Source organism: Methylobacterium sp. J-088 (assembly GCF_022829295.1).
GTDB lineage: Bacteria > Pseudomonadota > Alphaproteobacteria > Rhizobiales > Beijerinckiaceae > Methylobacterium.
This window is the reverse complement of the sequence record NZ_JAKSYH010000032.1, coordinates 17,939-40,907: the sequence shown is the minus strand read 5'-3', so window position 1 is coordinate 40,907 and position 22,969 is coordinate 17,939. Positions and strand designations below refer to the sequence as shown.

21 protein-coding genes are annotated in these 22,969 nt (G+C 70.1%); 15 read left to right on the top strand and 6 right to left on the bottom strand.

The window, feature by feature from the left end; genetic code table 11:
* Positions 1–30: 30 nt before the first annotated feature.
* From pncB to MKK63_RS02780, 7 genes are all read left to right on the top strand, one after another.
* A complete protein-coding gene (gene pncB, locus MKK63_RS02810) occupies positions 31–1,323 on the top strand; it encodes a nicotinate phosphoribosyltransferase (protein WP_243998522.1) in 1,293 nt (430 codons plus the stop codon).
* A gap of 112 nt (positions 1,324–1,435) precedes the next feature.
* Positions 1,436–2,890, top strand: coding sequence for an MmgE/PrpD family protein (locus MKK63_RS02805; protein WP_243998520.1), 1,455 nt, complete (start codon positions 1,436–1,438; stop codon positions 2,888–2,890).
* A 112-nt stretch (positions 2,891–3,002) separates the two neighbouring features.
* Entirely contained in the window at positions 3,003–5,054 is a 2,052-nt protein-coding gene (locus tag MKK63_RS02800; protein ID WP_243998518.1) for an AI-2E family transporter, read from the top strand.
* 105 nt (positions 5,055–5,159) lie between these two features.
* Positions 5,160–5,948, top strand: a complete 789-nt coding sequence (gene hisN, locus MKK63_RS02795) for a histidinol-phosphatase (protein ID WP_243998516.1) — start codon at positions 5,160–5,162, stop codon at positions 5,946–5,948.
* A 205-nt stretch (positions 5,949–6,153) separates the two neighbouring features.
* Positions 6,154–7,281, top strand: a complete 1,128-nt coding sequence (locus MKK63_RS02790; RefSeq protein ID WP_243998514.1) for a hypothetical protein — start codon at positions 6,154–6,156, stop codon at positions 7,279–7,281.
* Positions 7,282–7,366: 85 nt separating this feature from the next.
* Complete coding sequence (locus MKK63_RS02785; RefSeq protein ID WP_243998512.1) at positions 7,367–8,812, top strand: YcjX family protein; 1,446 nt, start codon at positions 7,367–7,369, stop codon at positions 8,810–8,812.
* A gap of 31 nt (positions 8,813–8,843) precedes the next feature.
* Entirely contained in the window at positions 8,844–9,869 is a 1,026-nt protein-coding gene (locus tag MKK63_RS02780; protein WP_243998510.1) for a YcjF family protein, read from the top strand.
* Positions 9,870–9,883: 14 nt separating this feature from the next.
* Here the strand turns inward: MKK63_RS02780 and MKK63_RS02775 are convergent, their stop codons facing one another.
* The 5 genes from MKK63_RS02775 to MKK63_RS02755 all read right to left on the bottom strand — a co-directional run bounded on the left by MKK63_RS02775 (position 9,884) and on the right by MKK63_RS02755 (position 12,450).
* On the bottom strand, positions 9,884–10,108 hold the full coding sequence (locus MKK63_RS02775; RefSeq protein ID WP_243918539.1) for a hypothetical protein: 225 nt from the start codon (positions 10,106–10,108) through the stop codon (positions 9,884–9,886).
* Between the two features lie 76 nt (positions 10,109–10,184).
* A complete protein-coding gene (locus MKK63_RS02770) occupies positions 10,185–10,442 on the bottom strand; it encodes a type II toxin-antitoxin system RelE/ParE family toxin (RefSeq protein WP_243998637.1) in 258 nt (85 codons plus the stop codon).
* Complete coding sequence (locus MKK63_RS02765) at positions 10,361–10,747, bottom strand: hypothetical protein (protein ID WP_243998647.1); 387 nt, start codon at positions 10,745–10,747, stop codon at positions 10,361–10,363. The genes MKK63_RS02770 and MKK63_RS02765 overlap by 82 nt, the downstream gene beginning before the upstream one ends.
* Positions 10,748–10,779: 32 nt before the next feature.
* Entirely contained in the window at positions 10,780–11,331 is a 552-nt protein-coding gene (locus MKK63_RS02760; protein ID WP_243998508.1) for an RBBP9/YdeN family alpha/beta hydrolase, read from the bottom strand.
* Positions 11,332–11,376: 45 nt separating this feature from the next.
* Entirely contained in the window at positions 11,377–12,450 is a 1,074-nt protein-coding gene (locus tag MKK63_RS02755) for a UV damage endonuclease UvsE (protein WP_243998506.1), read from the bottom strand.
* A gap of 128 nt (positions 12,451–12,578) precedes the next feature.
* On the opposite strand from MKK63_RS02755, the gene MKK63_RS02750 reads away from it, so the two are divergent.
* From MKK63_RS02750 to MKK63_RS02740, 3 genes are all read left to right on the top strand, one after another.
* Positions 12,579–13,772 (top strand): YihY/virulence factor BrkB family protein, encoded by a 1,194-nt coding sequence (locus MKK63_RS02750; RefSeq protein ID WP_243998504.1) that lies wholly within the window; start codon positions 12,579–12,581, stop codon positions 13,770–13,772.
* Positions 13,773–13,840: 68 nt separating this feature from the next.
* Positions 13,841–14,251, top strand: coding sequence for a peptide-methionine (R)-S-oxide reductase MsrB (msrB, locus tag MKK63_RS02745; RefSeq protein WP_243998502.1), 411 nt, complete (start codon positions 13,841–13,843; stop codon positions 14,249–14,251).
* Between the two features lie 319 nt (positions 14,252–14,570).
* Positions 14,571–15,578 carry a hypothetical protein gene (locus MKK63_RS02740; RefSeq protein WP_243998500.1) on the top strand — a complete coding sequence of 336 codons (1,008 nt, stop codon included), beginning with the start codon at positions 14,571–14,573 and terminating at the stop codon, positions 15,576–15,578.
* A gap of 100 nt (positions 15,579–15,678) precedes the next feature.
* Here MKK63_RS02740 and MKK63_RS02735 read toward each other — a convergent pair whose 3' ends face one another.
* The gene (locus MKK63_RS02735; RefSeq protein ID WP_243998498.1) at positions 15,679–16,107 is read right to left on the bottom strand and encodes a L,D-transpeptidase; all 429 of its coding nucleotides are present in this window, start codon (positions 16,105–16,107) and stop codon (positions 15,679–15,681) included.
* Positions 16,108–16,354: 247 nt separating this feature from the next.
* Between MKK63_RS02735 and MKK63_RS02730 the strand changes: the two genes are divergently transcribed.
* The 5 genes from MKK63_RS02730 (at position 16,355) to MKK63_RS02710 (ending at position 22,938) form a co-directional block, all read left to right on the top strand.
* Positions 16,355–17,728 (top strand): dicarboxylate/amino acid:cation symporter, encoded by a 1,374-nt coding sequence (locus tag MKK63_RS02730; RefSeq protein ID WP_243998496.1) that lies wholly within the window; start codon positions 16,355–16,357, stop codon positions 17,726–17,728.
* Complete coding sequence (locus MKK63_RS02725) at positions 17,728–18,654, top strand: ROK family protein (RefSeq protein ID WP_243998494.1); 927 nt, start codon at positions 17,728–17,730, stop codon at positions 18,652–18,654. The genes MKK63_RS02730 and MKK63_RS02725 overlap by 1 nt, the downstream gene beginning before the upstream one ends.
* Before the next feature lie 327 nt (positions 18,655–18,981).
* On the top strand, positions 18,982–20,703 hold the full coding sequence (locus MKK63_RS02720) for an enoyl-CoA hydratase-related protein (protein WP_243998492.1): 1,722 nt from the start codon (positions 18,982–18,984) through the stop codon (positions 20,701–20,703).
* Positions 20,704–20,833: 130 nt separating this feature from the next.
* Complete coding sequence (locus MKK63_RS02715) at positions 20,834–21,730, top strand: bestrophin family protein (protein WP_243998490.1); 897 nt, start codon at positions 20,834–20,836, stop codon at positions 21,728–21,730.
* A gap of 197 nt (positions 21,731–21,927) precedes the next feature.
* The gene (locus tag MKK63_RS02710; RefSeq protein ID WP_243998488.1) at positions 21,928–22,938 is read left to right on the top strand and encodes an ArsR/SmtB family transcription factor; all 1,011 of its coding nucleotides are present in this window, start codon (positions 21,928–21,930) and stop codon (positions 22,936–22,938) included.
* The last annotated feature ends 31 nt before the right edge of the window (positions 22,939–22,969 follow it).

The following is a 22,969-nucleotide window of genomic DNA, read 5'->3' as shown; positions in this document are numbered from 1 at the left end:
GTCGGCGAAGCGCAGCAGAGTCCCGGAAGAATGCTCGATCTGGCGAAGCGGGTTTACGATCACAGCTTCCGCATCGACCCGGTCGTGCGGTCGCTGCTCGACACGGATTTCTACAAGCTGCTGATGGCGCAATCGATCCTGCGCCGGCACCCGGACATCCGTGCCACCTTCGGCATCACCAACCGGACGCACCGGATCCGCATCGCCGACGAGGTCGATGCCGGGCAGCTGCGCGAGCAGCTCGACCACGCCCGCACGCTGCGCCTCAGCAAGGGCGAGGTCACGTGGCTGCGCGGCAACGTCTTCCGCGGCCAGGGGCGGATCCTCGGGCCCGAATTCGTCGATTGGCTGGAGAACTTCCGGCTCCCGGACTACGAACTCGCCGTCCATGACGGGCAGTACGAGCTGACCTTCCACGGCCCCTGGGTCGAGACCACGATGTGGGAGGTTCCCGCACTCGCGATCCTCAACGAACTGCGGGCGCGGGCGGTGCTGCGGGGCATGGGCAAGCTCGAGCTTCAGGTGCTCTACGCCCGGGCGATGACCCGGGTCTGGGAGAAGATCGAGCGGCTGCAGAAGCTGCCGGACCTGTCGGTGGCGGATTTCGGCACCCGGCGGCGCCACGGCTTCCTGTGGCAGGATTGGTGCGTGCAGGCGATGGCCGAGGGCCTGGGCGGCGCGTTCCTCGGCACCTCGAACTGCCTCATCGCCGCCCGGCAGGAGGTCGAGCCCGTGGGCACGAACGCCCATGAACTGCCGATGGTCTACGCGGCTCTGGCCGAGGACGACGCGGCGCTCGCCGCCGCGCCCTACGGCGTGCTGGCGGATTGGCAGGAGGATTACCAGGGGAACCTGCTGGTGATTCTGCCCGACACCTACGGCACCACCGGCTTCCTGGCGAAGGCCCCCGACTGGGTCAGCGACTGGACCGGCATCCGCATCGATTCCAAGGACCCGATCGAGGGCGGCGAGGAGGCGATCCGGTTCTGGCAGGAACGCGGACGCGACCCGCGGGACAAGCTCGCGATCTTCTCCGATGGGCTCGACATCGACGAGATCGAGCGGATCCACGCCCAGTTCCACGGGCGGATGCGCATCGGCTACGGCTGGGGTACGCTGCTCACCAACGATTTCCGCGGGCTCCTGCCGGACGGGAAGCTCGATCCGGTCTCGATCGTCTGCAAGGTCACGGAAGCCAATGGCTGGCCGACCGTGAAGCTGTCCGACAATCCCACCAAGGCGCAGGGGCCGGCCGCGGAGGTCGCCCGCTATCGGCGGGTCTTCGCCGTGGGCGAGCAGGAGGCGCTGCCGGTTGTGGTGTGACCGGGTGTCAGACCCGGCAGGGTGAAACACGAAGGCTGACGGCCCCCGACTGAATTCATTATCATGTCGTCCAACCGGAGCCGCCAGGGGCGGCCCTGTCTGGGAGAACGCCATGTCGATGAATCGCCGCTCGCTGATCGGGGCCGCGGGGCTCGCCCTCACGACGCCAGCCCTGCACGGCGCCCAAGCCGCCGAGGCGTCTAAACCGGCCGCCAAGCCTGCGCCGCCGCCCGTCACCAAAATCCTCGCGCAGTGGATCCTGGGATCCTCCTACGACAGCCTGCCGGAGAACGTCCGCCGCGAGGGCGTGCGCAGCTTCCTGAACTGGGTCGGCGTGGCGATCGGCGGCTCGCACCACGAGACCGTGGACGTTGCGGTCTCGGCGCTGCAGCCCTTCTCGGGGCCGCCCCAGGCCGGGCTGTTCGGCCGGACCGAGCGGTTCGACATCATGAACGCCGCCTTCCTCAACGGCGTGGCGAGCCACATCTTCGACTTCGACGATACCCATCTGAAGACGATCATCCACCCGGCCGGACCGGTCGCCTCGGCGATCCTGGCCTACGCGTCGATGAAGCCGGTCTCCGGCAAGGATTTCCTCGACGCGCTGGTGGTGGGGATCGAGGCCGAGTGCCGGATCGGCAATTCCGTCTACCCGAACCATTACGATGCCGGCTGGCACATCACCGGCACCTGCGGGCCGTTCGGCGCGTCCGCCGCCGTCGGCAAGCTGATGGGGCTGACCGAACAGCAGATGGTCTACGCGCTGGGGCTCGCCGCCTCGCAGCCGGTGGGCCTGCGCGAGTCGTTCGGCTCCATGAACAAGAGCTTCAATCCCGGCCGCGCGGCCGCGAACGGCCTGTTCGCGGCGATCCTGGCCGCGAAGGGCTACACCTCGTCGGACGGCATGATCGAGGCCAAGCGCGGCTGGGCCAACACGATCTCCACCAAGCAGGACTGGTCCGAGATCACCGACGGCCTCGGCACCCGCTACGAGTCCCTGCTCAACACCTACAAGCCCTTCGCCTGCGGCATCGTCATGCATCCGACGATCGACGCTGCCATCCAGATCCGCGATGAGGATCACGTCAAGCCGGAGGATATCAAGCGCGTCGATCTCAAGGTCCACCCGCTGGTGCTGGAGCTGACCGGTAAAACCGCGCCGAAGACCGGCCTGGAAGGCAAGTTCAGCATCTACCACGCCGCCGCGGTCGCCTTCGTGGAGGGCGCGGGCGGTGAGAAGCAGTTCAGCGATCGGGCTGTGAACGATCCGCGGGTGGTGGCGCTCCGCCAGAAGGTCCTGCCGGTGGTCACCCCCGGCATCGACGCCGCGCAGGTCGACATGACCGTGACCCTGAACGACGGCCGGACCTTCCACCGATTCATCGAACACGCGATCGGCAGCGTGGAGAAGCCGATGTCGGACGCGCAGCTTGAGGCGAAGTTTACGGACCTCGCGTCGGGCGTGCTGCCGGACGCGCAAACCAAGCGGGTGATGCAGCTGTGCTGGTCGCTGCCGGAGCTGAAGGATGCGGGTGAGGTGATGCGGGCCGGCGTGCAGGGGGCGTGATCCCCACACGCTGTGCGGGATCGTTTTCCGGTCCCATGCCGTTCCCCGAGCGCGCGGCCTCGTTCGACCCCGACGGGAGCCCGCCTGTAGCGTTCGGGGCGCGGATCGCGGCATGGCAACGAGAACCCCGGTCGGGGGTGAACCGGCGGCGCGACAGGGCGCGCCCCTGATCCCGCCGCGCCCCACGCGCGTCACCGCCGCCGAGACCCCACGGGCCGCCATGGCCTCGCCCGTGGTGGTCGGCGCCACCATCATCGCGGCACTGTATTTCGGCCGCGAGATCTTCATCCCGATCGCGATCGCGCTGCTCCTGTCCTTCGTGCTCACGCCGCTGGTCAACCGCCTGCGGCGGCTTCGGCTGCCACGGCTGGTGGCGGTGGGCGTCAGCGTCTTCCTGACCCTCGGCATCGTGGCGGCGATGGCCACCCTGATCGGCATCCAGGCGGCCGACCTCGCGGGGGACGTCCCGCGCTATCGGTCCACGATCGAGCAAAAGATCAACGGCCTGCGCGACTCGCCCGTGGGGCACGCCACCGAATACGTGGCCAGTATCGGGCGCGCCCTGCACACCGGTGGCAAGGAGGCGGGCAAGGAAGTGGGCGCCGCGGAGGGGCCAGCCGCCGCGCCGCCGCAACCGGCACCGGACCAGACGGCGTCGCAGCCCAAACCCATGGTGGTGGAGGTGGCCTCGACACCGCCGGGCTCGCTGGAAATGCTGTCCACGGTGCTGACGCCGGTCCTGCATCCGCTGGCCACCGTCGGTATCGTGTTCGTGGTCCTGCTGTTCGTGCTGATGCAGCGCGAGGACCTGCGGGACCGCATGATCCGGCTCGCGGGATCGAGCGACCTGCACCGCACCACCGTGGCGATGGACGACGCGGCCAAGCGCCTGAGCCGCTACTTCGTGGTCCAACTTGCGCTCAACGCCGCCTTCGGCGTCGTGGTCGGCATCGGGCTCTACGTGATCGGCGTGCCGAACCCGGTACTCTGGGCGATCTTCTCGGCCCTGATGCGCTTCGTGCCGTATCTCGGTGCGGTCCTTTCGGCGATCCTGCCGATGGCGCTCGCCGCCGCGGTCGATCCCGGCTGGAACATGATGATCGCGGTGGCGATCCTGTTCGTCATCCTTGAGCCGCTCACCGGGCAGGTGTTCGAGCCGATCGTCTACGGCCAATCCACCGGGCTCTCGCCCTTCGCGGTGCTGGTTTCGGCCCTGTTCTGGACCTGGCTGTGGGGACCGGTCGGCCTGCTGCTGTCGACGCCGCTCACCGTCTGCCTCGTGGTGCTCGGCCGCCACGTGGAGCACCTCGAATTCCTCGACGTGCTGTTCGGCGACCGGCCCGCGCTGACGCCGGTGCAGAACTTCTATCAGCGGATCCTCGCCGGGGATGCCGAGGAGGTGCTGGGCCATGCCGAGCTGATCCTGCAGCAATGCGCACTCTCGTCCTACTACGACGAGGTGGTCCTCAAGGCGCTCGAACTCGCCGCCCGGGACGCGGCACGGGGCGTGCTGACCGCCCGGCAGAAGGCCGCGATGCGCACCGCTTTGGGCGAGCTGATCGCGGATCTGGCCGACCGGAGCGACATAGTCTCGGAGGCGGCGGGGCAGGGCGGTGGCGGCTCCGGGGAGGGCGCATGCAGCCCGCTGCCGATGGGGCCGGCGCCGGACGGGCTCGCGGCGGCCTGGAGGCGGCAGGGCGCTGTGCTCTGCATCTCCGGACGCGGCTTCCTCGACGAGGCCGCCGCCGCGATCCTCACCCAGATCCTGGAGAAGCGCGGGATCGGGGCGCGCACCGTACCCTTCGCCGAGGCGTCGGCAGCGCGGATCGGGCGGTTCGAGCCTGGCCCGGCGCAGATGATCTGCGTCATCTCCCTCGCGCTCGACGGCGAACCGACGCATCTGCGCCGACTGATCCGGCGCTTGAATGAGCGGATGCCGGGTGTGCCGGTACTGCTCGGGCTCTGGCTCGTTCGGAACGATGACAGGGCCATGGCCGCCGCGGAGCGGTCGGCGGGGGCCGACGCGCAGGCCGGCTCGCTGCGGGCGGTCGTCGAGGCGGTCCTGGCTGCCGCGCAGGAGCCGGACACGAGAGACGCCGGAGCGGTGCAGGACCCGGAGAGCAGTCACGACGCCCTGCCTGCTCCCGCGGCAGCCAGCGCATGACTCCGCCGTGCCAACCTCGGGGGTTGACGGCCGGGGGGACGCCCCGGTTTCGTCGGGTGCCGGCCATTCGCGCCGGCCAGCCGCAGATGGACAGGGAGTGATCCGATGAGCATCGTCGAACTCGGGCAGTTTCTGGACGATCTGGCGGATGCGTCCGGGAAGGCGATCCTGCCGTTCTTCCGCGCCCAGTTCGGACTCGACGACAAGGCCCGCGGCGGAGCGCCGTTCGATCCGGTTACCGAGGCTGACCGGGCCGCCGAAATCGTGCTGCGCAAGCTGATCGGCCAGACCTTCCCGAGCCACGGCATCCTGGGCGAGGAGTTCGGCTCCGAGCGGACCGATGCCGAGTGCGTCTGGGTGCTCGACCCGATCGACGGCACCCGGGCCTTCATCGCGGGGCTGCCGACCTGGGGCACGCTGATCGGGCTGACCCGCAACGGCGTCCCGGTCCGCGGGATGATGCATCAGCCCTATCTCGGCGAGCGCTTCACCGGCGACGGGAAGAGCGCCCGCCTGCGCGGGCCCGCGGGCGAGCGCCCCCTGCTCACCCGCCGATGCGGGGACCTCGCCCAAGCGGTCCTGGCCTCGACGGACCCGCGGCTGTTCGCGGCCGGGGAGGAGGCGGAGCGCTTCCGGGCGCTGGAGAGACAGGTGCGGATGTCGCGCTATGGCGCCGATTGCTACGCCTATTGCATGCTGGCGGCCGGCCAGATCGATCTGGTGGTGGAGGCGGGGCTGAAGCCCTACGACATCGTGGCCCTGATCCCGATCATCGAGGGCGCGGGCGGGCGGGTCACCGCCTGGGACGGCGGCCCGGCAGCCGGAGGCGGGCGGATCGTGGCGGCGGGCGATCCGCGGCTGCACGCGGCCGCGCTCAAGGTGCTGAACCCGTGAGGGCAGGGCGGGGGATCCCAGGGCGAGCCGGCATTGCGACCGATAGCGTGAACGCCCTTGCGGATGCCGCGCGCCCTCTCTGCGACCTTTGCGAGCTAGCAGATTCACATTTCGCCTGCAGCGCCGGGGCTCATCACGGCGCCTCCTCGCTCCGCGCGTGGGGAGAGGGAGGCGCCGCGGACACGAATCGCCAGGGCCGATCCGCGTGCTGTTGAACGCACTCGTCCTGCTCACCACCCTGATGCCTTTCACAGCGGAGCGCGTGGATGCCGTCCTGCGCGCGCCGCCGGCGGCCCCGGTGACCGCCACACCCATCGAACCGGCCCCGCGCTTCGATCCCGCCACCCGCTCCGTCTCGAACTGGCACACCGAAACCGGCGCGCAACTTATGCCCCGGGCGCTCGCCCTCACAGCTGCGCTGGCGGCGGATCCGCCCTACGTCGCCCGATGCGTGCGGCTGAACAACGGCTGGTGCATCAAGTCGGCGCGCTGGCCGGGCGAGATCGGCGCCGACGCCGAGGGGCATACCGCCTTCGCCACCCTCAGTGACGGGGCCGACGCGGCGGCAAGCCTGCTGCGGCGCTACTATCGTGATTATGACCGGCACACGGCGCTCGCCATCGTGCGCCGCTGGGCGCCGGCCGAGTGCCGGGTCGCATCGGCGCAAGCGGGCGGGGGGGTGAAGGCGTCCGCGGTCGCGACGGCGCTGGCGCCCCGAGGCCTGGGACGGACCCTGCGCGCTCGCTTCCTCGCGAAGCACCGCCCCGGCGGGGCGCCCCGGGGTCGGACGGTTCTGCGCGTGCAGCCCTGGTCGCCCCTCGCGCGCATGGCCGGCCGGCCCACCCATCGCCCTGACCATCGCCCCACCCTTCCGCGCGTGGCGGCGCTCCGGCCCGTACCCGACATCGCGTTCGACATCTCCCCGTCCGCGCGCGCCACCCGGAGCGTCGCCGATCCATCGGCGCTCCTCGATCGGAAGGCGGACGGCCGGGTCCCGAACCTTGACCGGATGGTGGCCGAATCCGCGCTCCTGCCTGCCATCGCGGCTGGCCTGCCGGTCCTCGACCTGCGCCTGCCGGCCCCGCTCTGCACGGGCGACGAGACCCGGATCCAGGCCTACGCCGCCCGGATCAGCGGAAGCGTCGGCCTGAAGCCCGGCGACGATCTCAACCTGTTCGAGCCGGACGGAACCCCGCGCGCCAACCTCGCGCCGGTGATGCTGGCGATGTCGGCGGTGGAACTCGGCACCCTCCGGGCCGGTCCCGACCTCGTCGCCGGGGCGATCGCCCGGCTGCGCCCGCTCGCACCGGCCGCTGGGGGCACCCCGCCGTAACGACAAGCCTTGCGGTTCGGCCCGCGCCGCGCCACCTCTGCGGCGCGACCTCCACCCGTCCGTTCCCCTCACGACGAGCCAGCCCGTGCCCCTGACCGACCTTGCCGCGCGCGCCGGCTCGGCCGTCAAAGCCTTCGCCGAGGCCTCGCACGACCTGTTGATCCAGCCGACCCTTCGGCTTGGGGTCACCGGGCTCGCGCGCTCGGGCAAGACCGTGTTCACCACGGCACTGATCCACCATCTCGTGGAGACCCATGCCCTGCCGGCCTTTGCGCCAGCGCAGGAGGGCCGCCTGCGCCGCGCCAAGCTGGTGCCGCAGCCCGACGACGACGTGCCGCGCTTTCCCTTCGAGGAGCATTTCGGGACATTGACCGAGGCGCGGCGCTGGCCGCGCTCGACCGACCGGATCAGCCAGTTCCGCCTGGAGATCGCCTACGAGCGCGCCGCCGGCTGGCGCACCGGACCGGCGACCCTGATGCTCGACGTGGTCGATTATCCCGGCGAATGGCTCCTCGACCTTGCGCTGATCGAGACGAGCTACACGGCGTGGTCGCGGGCGACGATCAACGGCACCCGGCGGCCGGGCCGCGCGGCGGTGGCGGCCCCCTGGCTCGACGCACTCAACGGGTTCGACCCGAACGGCCCCCTCGACGAGATCGCGGCCGAGCGGGCGAGCGATGCGTTCAAGATCTACCTCGAAGGTCTGCGCGCCGGACCGGAATCGGTAGCGACCACGCCTCCGGGACGCTTCCTGATGCCCGGCGATCTCGCGGGCTCCCCCGCGCTGACCTTCGCGCCGCTCGACCGCCTGAGCGAGACGATCGCCCCCGACAGCCTCGCCGGGCTGATGGAGCGGCGTTTCGAGGCCTACAAGAGCAAGGTCGTAACGCCGTTCTTCCGCGATCACTTCCAGCGGGTCGATCGGCAGATCGTGCTGGTGGACGTGCTCTCGGCGGTCGATGCCGGGCCAACCGCCCTGGCGGAGCTGGAAGAGGCGCTGGATGCGGTGCTGCTCAGCCTCAACATCGGCCGCAACACGGTGCTGTCGCGCCTGTTCGCGCCGCGGGCCGACCGGGTCCTGTTCGCCGCCACCAAGGCCGACCATCTCCACCAGACGAGCCACGACCGGCTCGATGCCCTGCTGCGGCTCCTCGTGTCGCGGGCCATGCGGCGGACGGAAGCCGCGGGCGCCCGGGTCGGCACGGTGGCGCTGGCCTCCGTGCGGGCCACCCGCGAAACCACCGTCCACGATGGCGCCGAGACCCTGCGGGCGGTCGCCGGCACCCCGGAGGCCGGCGAGGTGGTGGGCGACGAGGTGTTCGACGGCAACAGCGAGGCCGCGATTTTCCCGGGTGAATTGCCCGCCCGGGCCGAGGCCGTGCTGGAGGGGGCGGTGGAGCCGGGCTCCCTGCGGTTTCCGCGCTTCCGGCCACCGCTGGTCCGCCCCGACGGTCTCGGCCGGCCGGGACACCTGCCGCAGATCCGGCTGGACCGGGCGATGCAGTTCCTGATCGGGGACAAGCTGGCGTGACGATGTCTGTGTGTCTGCGGAGCTCTCAGCCATGACCTCGGGCCAGAAACCCCGCGCCTTCCGGATAACGCCGGAGCCGCCGTCGAACGCGAGCGTGACCACCACGCCCCTCTCGGCGGGGCCGCAGACGCGGATCGTCGAAGAGCCCTTCGAGATCGTCGATGCCGCCGACGGCGTCGCGGTGCCGGTGGCGCCCAAGCGGCGCTCGCCCTGGGGGGCACTGTTCCTGTCGGCGGTCGGCGGCCTCGTCTCCCTCGGGGTCGGGCTCTCGGTCGAGCGGATGATCGCCGACCTGTTCCAGGCCGCGCCGTGGCTCGGCTGGGTGGCGCTCGCGCTGCTGGGCCTCGCCGGGCTGGCGCTGCTCGCCATCGTCGTGCGGGAACTCGCCGGCCTGCGGCGCGAGCGGAAGATCGAGCGCCTGCGCCAATCCGCCCTCGATGCCGTGAGCACCCGCGACCACACTGGAGCGCAGGCGGTGGTGCAGGCGCTCTCGGCCTTCTACGCCGACCGCGCCCCCCTCTCGGCGGCCCGCGCCCGGATCGACGCCGCCGCAGACGCGATCCTCGACGTGGACGACCGGATCGGCCTCGCCGAGCACGAATTGCTGTCGGGCCTCGACCGGCAGGCCTGCAACGCCATCGCGGCTTCGGCCAAGCAGGTCTCGGCGGTGACGGCTTTGAGTCCCCGGGCGATCGTGGACGTGGCCTTCGTCGTCTTCGCTGCCGTGCGGCTGCTGCGCCGGATCGCGGCGATCTACGGCGGGCGACCGGGTTTCCTCGGCTTCCTGCGGCTGGGGCGTGCCGCGCTTGCGCACCTCACCGTCACCGGCGGGATGGCGGTCGGCGAGAGCGTGATGCAGCAGGTGCTGGGTCTTGGGATCGCGGCCCGCATCTCCGCCAAGCTGGGGGAGGGGGTGCTCAACGGGCTGATGACCGCCCGCTTCGGGCTCGCCGCCCTCAATGTCTGCCGGCCGCTCCCCTTCGTGCGGGAAGCGCCGCCGCGGCTCGCCGACGTCGCCGGGGAGCTGCTGCGCGCGGTCCAAGCGGAACCGAAATAACGTTCCGGGGCGGGCTACTTGGCGCCCGCGGCGCGGCGGTTGGCGATGCGGGTGAACATGTTGCCGGTGTAGTCGGCAACTTTCGGCTTTTCGGCCTCACCGACCTTCGCCTCGAAGGCTTCGATGCGCTTGAGCAGCGCCACGTCGTTGAACAGCGAGCTGTTGAAGTTGGCCTGGGCCCGCTGCCCGAGGGCGGTCTGGACCACCTCGAGTCGTTCCAGAAGCTCTTTGCGCGTCACGATTCTCTCCCGGGGCGGCCTCGGGCCGAAGCACCGCCCGCGGCCCCCACTGAAGGGGGCGGTGGTAAATGGCGCGTTAACGCGGCCCGCGTCTACCGCTGGATCTAGGCCAGAGGCGTGCGCCGTGCAGCACGGCCAGAATTCCGATTGAGGCACCGACGACACGATAGGCAACGATGCAGGGCGTGCGCGGGACGACGCGTTCCCGGGTACCGAGAATTCGCTCCGGACGACCCCGTTGCGGATGCACCGTCATGCCTTCGATCGATTCACCGAAGCGGGCAATGACGCGGTTGCCAGCACGCGGGTCATACTGATCGATATAGGCGTACACCGCTTCCAGATGCTGTAATGAGCGGCGCGTGAAGTTGAGCTCCATCGAGGGCGAAAAGCGGCGGCCGCCTCGTCCGCGCTGGAGATAGCGCCAGCTTCGGCTTCCAGCAAACCAGCTTCGATTCCCGCCCGCTGCCGGAAGTCCAACTCAAGGAACGCATCCACCGCATCGTTAAGCAGATCGGCGGGCTGCCTGCGCCGCGCGGGCTCAAGCTTGAGAAACGCCGTTCGGCGGTCGGGATCGCGCTGCACGAATGCAGAAGGATCGAAATCCGATAAAGCAATGGCTCGAGAGTAAGCGCGCATCGGAAAAACCGCATCTCCGAGCACAAATCCACTTACAACCCCTTCAAGAACCCCGCGAGCCGCATCAACCCCTCGGGCCACGGCCCGTGTCCGCTCGCGACGTTGATGTGGCCGGATTCGCCCGCATCGACCGTCAGCGCACCCCAGGCATGGGCAAAATCGTCGGCCCGGTCGTAGCGGCAATAGGGGTCCGTCCGGCTGGCAACCAGCAGGGAGGGGAAGGGCAGGGGGTCCCGGGGCACCGGCGCAAAGGCGCGCGCCGCAGCGGGCAGGTCCGGCGCCTCCTCCACGTCGGGGACGGAGACCAGCAGGGCGCCGCGCACCACGCCCGCGGGGAACAGCGGCACCGCCTCGACGCTCGCCACCACCCCGAGGCTGTGGGCGATCAGGATCACCGGCCGGGTCGCGGCCGCGACCGCCTCGGCGATCCGCCCGCACCACGCGTCTGGCGTCGGCGCGTGCCAGTCGTCTTGCGCGACCACGCGCGCCGTGGTGAGCCGGCTAGCCCAGCGGGCCTGCCAGTGGTCCTCCTCGGAGCCCCCCAGGCCCGGGACGATGAGGATGTCGCAATCGGCGGTCTTCATGCCGGATTGCCTAAAGCGGTCCGGCGGAGGCGTCGAGACCGGGCGTCATTCGGCGGCGATCGGGGCGGCCTGCTCCAGCGCGGCGATGTGGGCGGCGATCTGCATCGAGGCGCGGTTCTTCGCCTTGGCCTCGATCTCGAAATCCGCCCAGACCAAGTGGCGGGCCACGAGGTCGTTCACCGCCCGGTTCCACATCAGATCGGAATGGGCGGCGAGGTCCCGGACCGCGTGGCCAGCTTCGCGCAGGGCCGGGAAGTCGGGCAAAGCCTCAGGATCCGAATCCGCGATCACGGCCTCGCGCGATACGCTGATATGGGCGATCGGCCGGACCCCGCGCCAGGACTCTTTCACCCGGGCGATGCGCGGATCGTCGGGTTCGAGATATTCACCGCCGCTCTGGACCCAATGGTGGTGGAGATCGAGCACCACCGGCACGATGTCGGCGAGCTGGAGCACGGCCTCGAGGCCGAACACGTTCTCGTCGTTCTCCACGGTGATGAGGTCGCGGGCGACCTGGCTCGCCTTGGGCAGCGTCTCTCGGAACCCCGCGACGCCGGGGTCGCCGGCCCCGACATGGATGTTGATGTGGGCGCCGTGCGGATGCCAGCCACCGCCGTAGCCCATCCGGTCGAAGATCTCGGCGTGATAATCGAGTTCCGACAGGCCGTTGGCGATGGCCGCCGGGTTCCGGCTCGCCAGCAGGCAGAACGGGCCCGGGTGGAAGCTCAACCGCACCCCGAGCTGACGCGCCAGCGCCCCGGCTTCCGCAAGCCCGCGATCCACCAGTGTCACCATCTCGGGCTCGGCGTAGATCGGCTGCGCGATCGGGTGGGTGTAGCCCGGCAGGACGTTGCTCGCCATGCGCAGCAGGCGCTCCAGCGGCGGCCGGGCGCCGACCCAGGCGATCTGACGGGCCAGCGCGTCGAGGTTGTGGGCGACCAAGCCGGAGAGCTTCGACCGCCGCGCCGCAGGCTCCAGCTTGGCGAGATGGGCCATCGTCACGCTGGTCAGGTTCATGTGGAGCGTGGCCTCCCGCTCCGCCTTGAGGGTGGCGTGCGTGCCGGGCGGCTCGTCCAGAATGAACTTGCAGCAGAAACCGAGGCGGGGCTGATCGACCATAAGACGCACAACGCGCGGAAAGCGCTCGCGTCCCCGCCGGAAGGGCGAAGATCGGCGGAACGGCGGCAGCGCGCCGACGTTTGGCCCCGTGAGCGCGGCAGTTCCGCGCGCACGGCCCGTTCCGACCCATGACCCCGCCGCCCTCACGCTCGACCGGACCCTCTGAGACCGGCTCGATCCTGTGGATCCTGATGCTCGGATCGGCGCTGGTGACCCTGGCGGCGGCCCGGCGGGGTGAGCCGGTGCCCCGTGCAACCGCTGAACCGCCGGCCGATCCCGAGCCCGCCCGCGCGGTGCCCGGGGACAAGGATCCCCGCAGGAACGTGGCCCCCGGCGCGCGCTCGATCTCGGGCCGCGCCGCGCAGCTCACCGTGGCGACCCAGCCCGAGCGCGGCCGCACCGCCGAGACTCCCGCCGAGATGACGCGGGCCGGTTGGAAGGACATCGCGGTCCGGGTCTACCTGGAATTCAACAAGGACCGGGTCCTGGCGGTCGCTGCGGGCGTCACCTTCTACACCTTGCTGTCGCTGTTCCCGGCGATCGCCGCGCTGGTCACCTGCTACGGGCTGTTCGCCGACGTCAACGTCATCAACGACCACCTCGCCCAGCTCCACGCGATGCTGCCCTCGGGGGCCGTCGAGCTGATCGGCGATCAGGTCAAGCGCATCGCCGCCAAGGGCAGCGGCTCGCTCAGCATCACGTTCTTCTCCAGCCTGCTGCTGTCGCTCTGGAGCGCCAACGCCGCCATGAAGGCGATGTTCGACGCGCTGAACGTCGTCTACGAGGAGGAGGAGAAGCGGAACTTCTTCTGGCTGAACCTCCGATCGCTGACCTTCACGATCGGGGCCCTCCTGTTCATCATCATCGCGCTCAACGTGATCGTGGTTGTGCCGGTGGCGCTGAACTTTTTGGGCCTCGGCTCGACGGCGTGGCTGCTCGCGGCCCTGCGCTGGCCGGCGATCCTGATCGTGCTGCTGGGTGGCCTCTCCGTGCTCTACCGCTTCGGCCCGAGCCGGGAGCACGCCCGCTGGCGCTGGGTCGGCGTAGGAAGCGTCGTGGCGGGCCTGCTCTGGCTCGTCGCCTCGCTGATGTTCTCCTGGTACGTCGCCAATTTCGGGACCTACAACGAGACCTACGGCTCGCTCGGTGCGGTGATCGGCTTCATGACCTGGATCTGGATCTCCTCGACGATCGTGCTGCTCGGCGGCGAGATCAATGCCGAGCTGGAGCATCAGACCGGGCGGGATACCACCACGGGGGCGCCGCTCCCGATCGGCCAGCGGCGGGCCCGGATGGCCGACACCGTGGGTGCGGCGGCCTGACTGTACGGCGCGGGACTGCCGAATACCCCGGTTTGCACCTATATGACGGTGCGACAAGGGAGATCACCATGGCGGACACGTCGACCACCAGCCCGGACACCCGCAGCGACACCGAGTGGCGCGAGTCCCTCACGCCCGAGCAGTACCGGGTTCTGCGCGAGCACGGCACGGAGCGGGCCGGCACGAGTTGCCTGCTCGCCGAGAAGCGCCCCGGCACCTTCACCTGCGCCGGCTGCGGCCAGCCGCTGTTCGAGCAGGGCACCAAGTTCGAGTCCGGCACCGGCTGGCCGAGCTTCTTCGAGCCGATCGACGGAGCCGTGGAGACCACGGTGGATCGCAGCCATTGGATGGTCCGCACCGAGGTGCATTGCGCCCGCTGCGAGGGCCATCTCGGCCACGTCTTCGACGACGGCCCCGCCCCCACCGGCCTGCGCTACTGCATGAACGGCGCCGCCATGAACTTCGAGCCGGCGGACTGAGGCTCCGAGCTTCCTTTAACCTGGGTTGCGAAAGCTGGGCGTAAAATCGGGATAGCGGGGACAGGACGGTCGGCGACCGAGTCTTGTCCACGGATCGGTCTTGATTTCGGCACGTTTTTGCTTAGCGATTTATTCTCTCATGTTGTCGCCACCCGGAGTTTGGCGACGGAAGCGATCGGGTACGGGTGAATACGGCGTTGCAGCACAGCTTAAACGCCGCACGCCGCCGTTCCATTTGCTTCCGCGTGTCCGGGCCGGCGATCCGAAGGGTGTCCGCCGGATCGGCGCGCCGCCGACCACGCGGAGGGGTATTGAGTTCATGAGCACCGTTCGCCGATTTCTGGTCGCTCCATCGCTGGTCCGTCTGATCCGCAAGGAGCGCGGTGGCGCCCGCATCACCGAGGGGCACTTCGCGGCGCAGGGAGGCCGGTCCTCCTTCGTGCGGGTCGACGGGCAGCAGTGCCAGCTGGTGCTCCTGAACAAGGGGCCCGACGGCGTCCCGGTCGAGGAGCGCACCGACGTGCCGCGCGCCCACGGCGATGCCCTGCTCGACGTGTGCCCCGGTAAGGCCGCCTACGACCGCACCACGCTGACGATCGGCGGGCGCGAGATCGCCATCGACCGCTACGTCACCCCCGGCAGCCTCGATCTGGTCAGCGTCACCTTCGACAACGACGGCGACGCGGCGGGCTTCCAGACGCCGACGTGGTTCGGGCGGGAGGTCAGCAGCGATGCGGCGTTCGAACGCCAGGCGCTGGCGATCCAGGGCGTGCCGGCCCAGGAGGAAGTTCCCCTGAACAATGCGGCGCTCGACGCCGTGCTCGACCTGATCGAACCCCGGTTCGGCTTCGGACGCTACGGCAGCAGCCCCCGATCCTCCGAATCGGACGAAGGCGCGCTCGGCGCGATCCGCCGTATCGTGGCGCCGCCCCCGGCACCGCAAGCCGCCCCCGTTCCCGTTCCGGCCGCCCCCGTCGCGCCACCGCCTGCGTCGGAGCCCGTCGAGGCCCTGCCGGTCGCAGCGGATCACAGCGCGCCGGAGCCCGAGCATCACGCCGAGCCGGAAGCTCCGCCGCCCGCCCCGGAGCCCGTCGTCCATCAGCCGGTCCACCAGGAAGCCCCCGCGGCACAGGCCAGTGCTTCGGACGCGCTGCACGGCGACACCCGCATCGACGATGTGATCGAGAGCCTGTCGCAGGCGCTCGGCGCGGCGATCCACCAGCAGCCGGAGCATGGCGGCGAGGCCAAGGACGGAAAGAGCGAGGATCCGGGTTCGATGTTCGAGCGCTGGACCGTGCGCCCCCGCCGCACCCAGCAGCAGACCTGAGACGCCGTCCGGCCAAGCCGGAACGACGCGTGATATCCGGGCCGCGGTGCATGATGTGCCGCGGCCCTCTTTGTATGCGGGGCGCCCGGCCCGCCCGGCCTCAGTTGCGGATCACCACCGCCGCCCCACCCCGGTTGCGAGCCAGTTGAAACAGAGCGGCCGCGTGACCTGGCGACAGGCGGATGCAGCCGTGGCTGGCCCGGCGCCCGAGCGAGCCCGTCGCGTAAGTGCCATGGATCGCGTAGCCGCCGCGGAAGAACATGGCGTGCGGCATCGGCGAGCCGTGATACTTGCGCGAGCGCCACATCGGGGCCATCAGCCCGACCTGGAACCGGCCGTTGGGCGTGACGTAGCCGGTCCGGGCGGTGGACACGGGCCAGTCATAGGCGGGATAGCCATCGACGAAGACGCGCATCCGCTGGCGCCCCTGGTCGATCTGGGCGACGATTCCGGCCGAGGCCGGAGCGGACAGGACGCAGGACAAGAGTCCGCCGAGCAACGCGGCCCCGGCCCAATGACGCACAGCCACGGAAAACCTCCGGAATGTCTCTGAACGCCGTTGGACGGAGGGCGAAATCCGGCGGCAGTCGAAAAATAGCCGCGCTTCATGGGATGAGCGCGAATGTCGGTCGGGAGAAGTACTTTACGGGTGGGATCGACAGGTTTTTGTCACGGTTGGTTCCCGGTAGATTACCGACCTGCCGTTGAGGCGCGGGACGAGAGTCGCTAGCGTGCCACCAAATCGGGAGGGTGCGCGGCAGTCGCACGGGATGGACATGGCACAGGCAATCCACGCGACAGGTCCGGCCGCCGCGCCGCGCGAACCCTGGTACAAGGTGCTCTACATCCAGGTTCTGATTGCCATCGCGCTCGGCGTCCTGCTCGGCTGGTACGACCCGGCCACCGGCAAGGCGATGAAATGGCTCGGCGACGCCTTCATCGGCCTGATCAAGATGATGATCGCGCCGATCATCTTCTGCACCATCGTGCACGGCATCGCGTCGGTCGGCGACCTCAAGAAGGTCGGCCGGGTCGGCGTGAAGGCGCTGTTCTATTTCGAGGTGGTCTCCACCCTGGCGCTGCTGGTCGGCGTGCTGGTCGGCGAGGTGATCAAGCCCGGCGCCGGCTTCAACGCCGACCCGTCGAAGCTGGATGCCAGCAAGGTCGCGAGCTACGCCAACAAGGCGGCGGCCGATTCCACCGTGGCCCACATCCTGGCGATCATCCCCAAGAGCTTCTTCGACCCCTTCGCCACCGGCGACCTGCTGCAGGTTCTGCTGATCTCGATCCTCACGGGTGTCGTGGTGACGAGCCTGGGCGAGCGGGCGGCTGCGGTGAACCACGCGATCGACACCGCCGGGCAGATCTTCTTCAAGATCATCGGCATCGTGGTGAAGCTCGCCCCCGTGGGCGCCTTCGGCGCCATGGCGTTCACCATCGGCGAGTACGGCATCCAGAAGGTCTACGACCTCGCGTGGCTGGTCGGCACCTTCTACGTCACCGCGATCCTGTTCGTCCTCGTGGTGCTCGGCTCGATCGCCCGGGTGGCGGGCTTCTCGATCCTGCGCTTCCTCGCCTACATCAAGGACGAATTGCTGATCGTGGTCGGCACCTCCTCGTCCGAGACGGTGCTGCCGCAGCTCATGACCAAGATGCGCCGGCTCGGCGCCTCGGATTCGGTCGTCGGGCTGGTGGTGCCCACGGGTTACTCGTTCAACCTCGACGGCACCAACATCTACATGACGCTGGCCACCCTGTTCCTGGCGCAGGCGGTGGGCGCGGATCTGACCGTCTCGCAATACGCGACCATCATCCTGGTGGCGATGCTGACCTCGAAGGGCGCCTCGGGCGTGACCGGCGCGGGCTTCATCACCCTGGCGGCGACGCTCTCGGCGATCCCCAACAGCCCGGTCCCGGTGGCCGCCATGACCCTGGTGCTCGGCATCGACAAGTTCATGTCCGAGTGCCGTGCGCTCACCAACCTCGTGGGCAACGGCGTCGCTTGCGTGGTGATCAGCCGCTGGGAGGGCGAGCTCGACATGGCCAAGCTCAACGAGGTCATGGCCCATCCGGTCGCCATCGGCACGCACATCACCGACGAGACGCCGCAGCCGATGGGGACGGACGGCAAGGTCGCCGCCGCCGAGTGATGGCGGCCTCTTCCGGCCGGGCGCGCCTCGGCATCGATCTAGGCGGCACCAAGATCGCCGGGATCGTCCTCGACCGGGACGGCGCGACGCTGGCCGAGGCCCGGATGGCCGCCCCGCGCGGCGACTACCGGGCGACGATCGAAGCGTTGGCAAGCCTCGTCCTGAAGCTCGAGGCCGCGGCGGGCACGCCCTGCACCGTCGGCATCGGCATGCCGGGGAGCCTGTCCCCCGCCACCGGCCTCGTGCGCAACGCCAATTCATACTGGCTCAACGGACATCCCTTCGCGGCGGATCTCGCCCGACGGCTCGAGCGGCCGCTACGGATCGAGAACGACGCCAACTGCCTCGCCGTCTCGGAGGCGATCGACGGCGCGGGCGCGGGCGCACGGGTCGTCTGGGCGGTGATCCTCGGCACCGGCGTCGGCTCGGGCATCGCCATCGACGGACGGGTGCTCACGGGCCGCAACGCGATCGCTGGCGAATGGGGCCACGGCCCGCTTCCGGGGGCCCGGGACGACGAGCGGCCGGGTGCCTCCTGCTATTGCGGTCGGCGCGGCTGCGTCGAGACCTGGCTGGCCGGGCCCGGTCTCGCGGCCGACCACGCGCGGCGGCACGGCGGGGACATGTCCGCCGAGGCGATCGTAGCCGCCGCCCGCGCCGGCGACCCCGAGGCGCAGGCGACGCTGGCCAACCACCTCGACCGGCTCGGACGAGCGGCCGCCCAGGTGGTGAACCTACTGGATCCGGACGTGATCGTGATCGGCGGCGGCCTGTCGCGGATCCCCGAACTGATCGCCGGGCTGCCCGCGGCGATCGCCCCACACGTCTTCTCCGACGCCTTCGACACCCCGGTGCGGGCGAGCCTGCACGGCGACGCCTCGGGCGTGCGCGGGGCGGCGTGGCTGTGGGACGCCGAGCCGGTCTGACGTCTGCGTCCCGGCGGAGCACATCGTCCCGAGCTATCTGCGCACGCCCGAAGCGGCCCCTGGGGCGCCCTGAGCGCGACCGCCCGTTCGGAAGACCGCCACGCGGCAAAGCTTGATCGAAGTCGTTTCATAGAATAGATCGCATCGACGCTGATGTCCTGATCGATTCGACGCGCTTTTTTGATCGTCAAATCCGTTTTATAGATTCAGGACGTTTTCGAAAGACAATAAAATACAGGGAATAAACCCGAGATTGGTTTGGTTCCAGCCGAATTGATATCGGGTATTCTCATGCGCGTGCTTCTCGTCTCTTCCGCGTTCAACAGCATGACGCAGAGGTTTTTCGTCGAGCTGTCCGATGCCGGGCATGAGGTCGCGGTCGAGGTCTATGCCGGCGACGAGGACCGCCTCGCCGACGCGTTCGCGGCGTTCCGACCGGATCTGACGATCGCTCCGTTCCTCACCCGCGCCATCCCGGAACGGCTCTGGCGCGCCTATCTCACGCTGATCGTCCACCCGGGGATCGAGGGCGACCGCGGTCCCTCGGCCCTCGACTGGGCCATCCAGGAGCGCTGGGACATCTGGGGCGTCACCCTGCTGCAGGCCGAGGCCGAGATGGATGCCGGCCCGATCTGGGCGACGCGGACCTTCCCGCTGCGCCAAGCGCCCAAGAGCAGCATCTACCGCCGAGAGGCGATCGACGGCGCGGTGTCCTGCCTGTGGGAGGCGCTGGCCAATCTCGAACGGCCCGACTTCCGCCCGCGGCCGCTCGACTATGCCGCCCCGACCGCCCTCGGCCGCCTGCGCCCGTCGATGAAGCAGGCGGACCGCCGCATCGACTGGAGCCGGCATGAGACGGCCGAGATCCTCGCGCGCATCCACGCGGCCGACGGGGTGCCGGGCGTCCTCGACGAGCTCTACGGCCGGCCGGTCTACCTGCACGCCGCCAGCGCCGAGGCGCGCCTGCGGGGCGAGCCGGGCGCGGTGATCGCCCGGTCGGAGAGCGGCGCGATCTGCCGGGCGACGGTGGACGGCGCGGTCTGGATCGGCCGCCTGAAGCCGAAGCAGGAGGGCGGCATCAAGCTCGACGCCGTTCAGGTACTCGGCGATGCGCTTCCCGCGGACCTGCCGGTGGTCGGCCCCTCGGAGGAGCTCGCCTATCCGAACCCGGTCGAGGCGGTGCGCAGCGAGCGTCAGGGCGACGTCATCCACCTGCGCTTCGACTTCCATAACGGCGCGATGAGCACGGCCCAGTGCCGCCAGCTCCAGGCCGCGTTCGAACAGGCGCGGGCCCAGGCACCCAAGGTGATCGTGCTCGCGGGCGGCGAAGATCTCTGGTCGAACGGCATCCACCTCAACGCGATCGAGGCCAGCGCGGATGCCGCCGCCGAATCCTGGGCCAACATCGTGGCCATGGACGACCTGATCCGCGCGATCATCCTGGCGACCGACACGGTCGTGGTGGCTGCGGTTGGCCGCAATGTCGGCGCCGGCGGGGCGATCCTGCCGCTGGCTGCAGATTTCGTGCTGGTCCGCGAGGGCGTGGTGCTCAACCCGCATTACCGCAACATGGGCTGGCTCTACGGCTCGGAGTACTGGACCTACCTGCTGCCCCGTCGGGTCGGGTGGGAGCGCGCGGTCGAACTGACCGAATCTTGCCTGCCCATCAGCGCCCGCCGGGCCACGGACATCGGCCTCGCCGACCGGGCGGTTGCCGGTGAGGCGTTCGCGCTGTCCGTGCAGGCCTTCGCGGCCGCGAAGGTGGAGGATCACGCCGCGATCACCGCGCGCAAGCAGGCGGCGCGGGCCGCCGACGAGGCGCATCGCCCGCTGGCGCAGTATCGGCGCGCCGAGCTGACACAGATGTACCGGAACTTCTTCCAGCCGGATTCGCCCTACCACCGGGCGCGCAACGCCTTCGTGTTCAAGCGTCCCGCCTGCTGGTCGCCGGCCTCCGTCCGCCTGCTCACCAGCACGGCGGAGGCAGAGGGGGCCGCGCTGCCGGCGCTGTCCGAAACCTGCCTCGTGCGGGAGGCCGTCGGCTTCTGAAGCCCGACGTCCGCGACGATGGGGCAAAGGCACCCGGCTCGCACGTCTGACGCAGACGTGTTGAGCCGGATGCCTTGCGGGCCTGGGTCAAGCGGGGCACGAGGGCCGCGCCCTCCACTCCGATGCCCGCATGATCGTCCGCCCCCGGCCCAACCTTCTGACCCTGCTGTTCACCCTGCACGGCTCGATCCTGCCGCGGGTGGCGCCGAAGCTCGTCGGCATCGTCGCGGTGTCCTGCGCGATGGTGTGGACGGAGGCGCGCTGGCCCGCCTTCTTCCCGGTCAGCGCGGGGGTGACGCCGTTCACGGTGGTGGGCCTCGCGCTGTCGATCTTCCTGAGCTTCCGCAACAACGCCTGCTACGAGCGCTGGTGGGAGGCCCGGAAGCACTGGGGCAGCCTGATCGGCGAGGTGCGCAACCTCGCCCGCGCCCTGCCGGCTCTGCTCCCGGACCGGGAGGCGGCGCCACAGCTCCGGCGCCTGTCGGCCTTCGCGCACGGCTTGCGGGCTCGCCTGCGGGCCCTCGACGAGGCCGCGGCCGTGGACGGCAGGGTCCCCGGGTCGGACCTGTCCGGCCCGAACCCCACGGATGCGGTGCTCGCCGCCATGACCCGTGATCTGGCCGTCCTCCTGCGCGCGGGTCGGCTCACCGACATCCAGTTCGGCCTCCTGGAGGCACGGATCGAGGCACTGTCGGGCGTCCACACCGCCTGCGAACGGCTGGCCAACACGCCGCTCCCCTTCGCCTACACGCTCCTCGTCTACCGGACCGCATGGCTCTACTGCCTGCTCCTGCCGGTGGGGCTCGCGGGCTCCCTGGGCTGGGGGACGCCGATCGTGGTGGCGCTCGTCGGCTACACGTTCTTCGGCCTCGACGCCCTCGGCGACGAGCTGGAGGAACCCTTCGGCACCGAGCCGAACGATCTGCCCCTCGACGCGATGGTCCGCACCGTGGACCGGATCGTCCACCACGCGCTCGGCGAGCCGATGCCGGAGCCGCTGCGCCCGGACGGGTACTGGCTGCGCTGAAGCGATCCCGGGTTTCCAAAGGGCTCAGCCCTTTGGCGGGGGTACCGGGGGGGAGCCCCGGTGGATCGGGCTTCGCCCAACGATCGGGCGCAGCCCGACAGCAGGGCGCTGCCCTGCACCCGCGAAAGGTCGGGACCTTTCGAATCCATGACGTTTCGCGCTTGCGCCCAACGCGAAACGCACATAAACATATCTTTATGTCTATCGAAGCGGTGCGAGAGGCGGGAGCGATTCCCTTTCCGGAAGCCCTGGGCGTCCTGCGCGCGGCTGCCGAGGAGACACGCCTGCGCATCCTGGCGCTGCTCGTCGAGGGGGAGCTTTCGGTCTCGGACCTCACCGACATCCTCGGCCAGTCGCAGCCGCGGATCTCGCGCCATCTCAAGCTTTTGGTCGAGGCCGGGCTGGTCGAGCGCCACCGGGAGGGTGCGTGGGCGTTCTTCCGCCTGTCCGAAGCCCGCGCCGGGCTGGCCGATCCGCTTCTGTCCGGGCTGGACCGAACCACGCCGCCCCTCTCCGAGGACCGCGCCCGTCTCGATGCCGTGCGCGCGCAGCGGGCCGATACGGCCCAGACCTTCTTCGCCCGGCTGGCGCCCAAATGGGACGAGCTGCGCTCCCTGCACATCTGCGAAACCGTCGTCGAGGCAGCGGTGCTCAATGCGCTGGGCGACCGTCCGATCGGCAGCCTGATCGATCTCGGTACCGGCACCGGCCGGATGCTCGGCCTGTTGGCGCCCCTCGCCGGGCGGGCCACCGGGCTTGATTCGAGCCACGCCATGCTGTCGGTCGCCCGGGCCAACCTGGAGCGTCAGGGCCTGTCGCGGGTGGACCTGCGGCAGGGCGACATCCATGCCCCACCCTTCGCCCGGGCGAGCTTCGATCTCGTGGTGGTGCATCAGGTGCTGCATTATCTGGACGACCCGGCCCGGGCCCTGCGCGGGGCCGCACGGCTCGTGGCGCCGGGCGGTCGGTTGCTGGTGGTGGATTTCGCCACCCACGAGCTGGAATTCCTGCGCACGGGTCAGGCCCATCGGCGGCTCGGCTTCTCGGCCGAGCAGGTGTCCGGCTGGCTCGCGGAGGCCGGGCTTGCGACAATCACCACCCGCGATCTGGCGCCGCGCGAGTCGGGCCAGCTCACCGTCACACTTTGGCTGGCTCAGGACGGGCTCGCCGACGACATCACCGAACAGCCCCAGCGCGCCGTCGCCTGAGGCTCAGATCCATCGTCTGAACCGACCGACA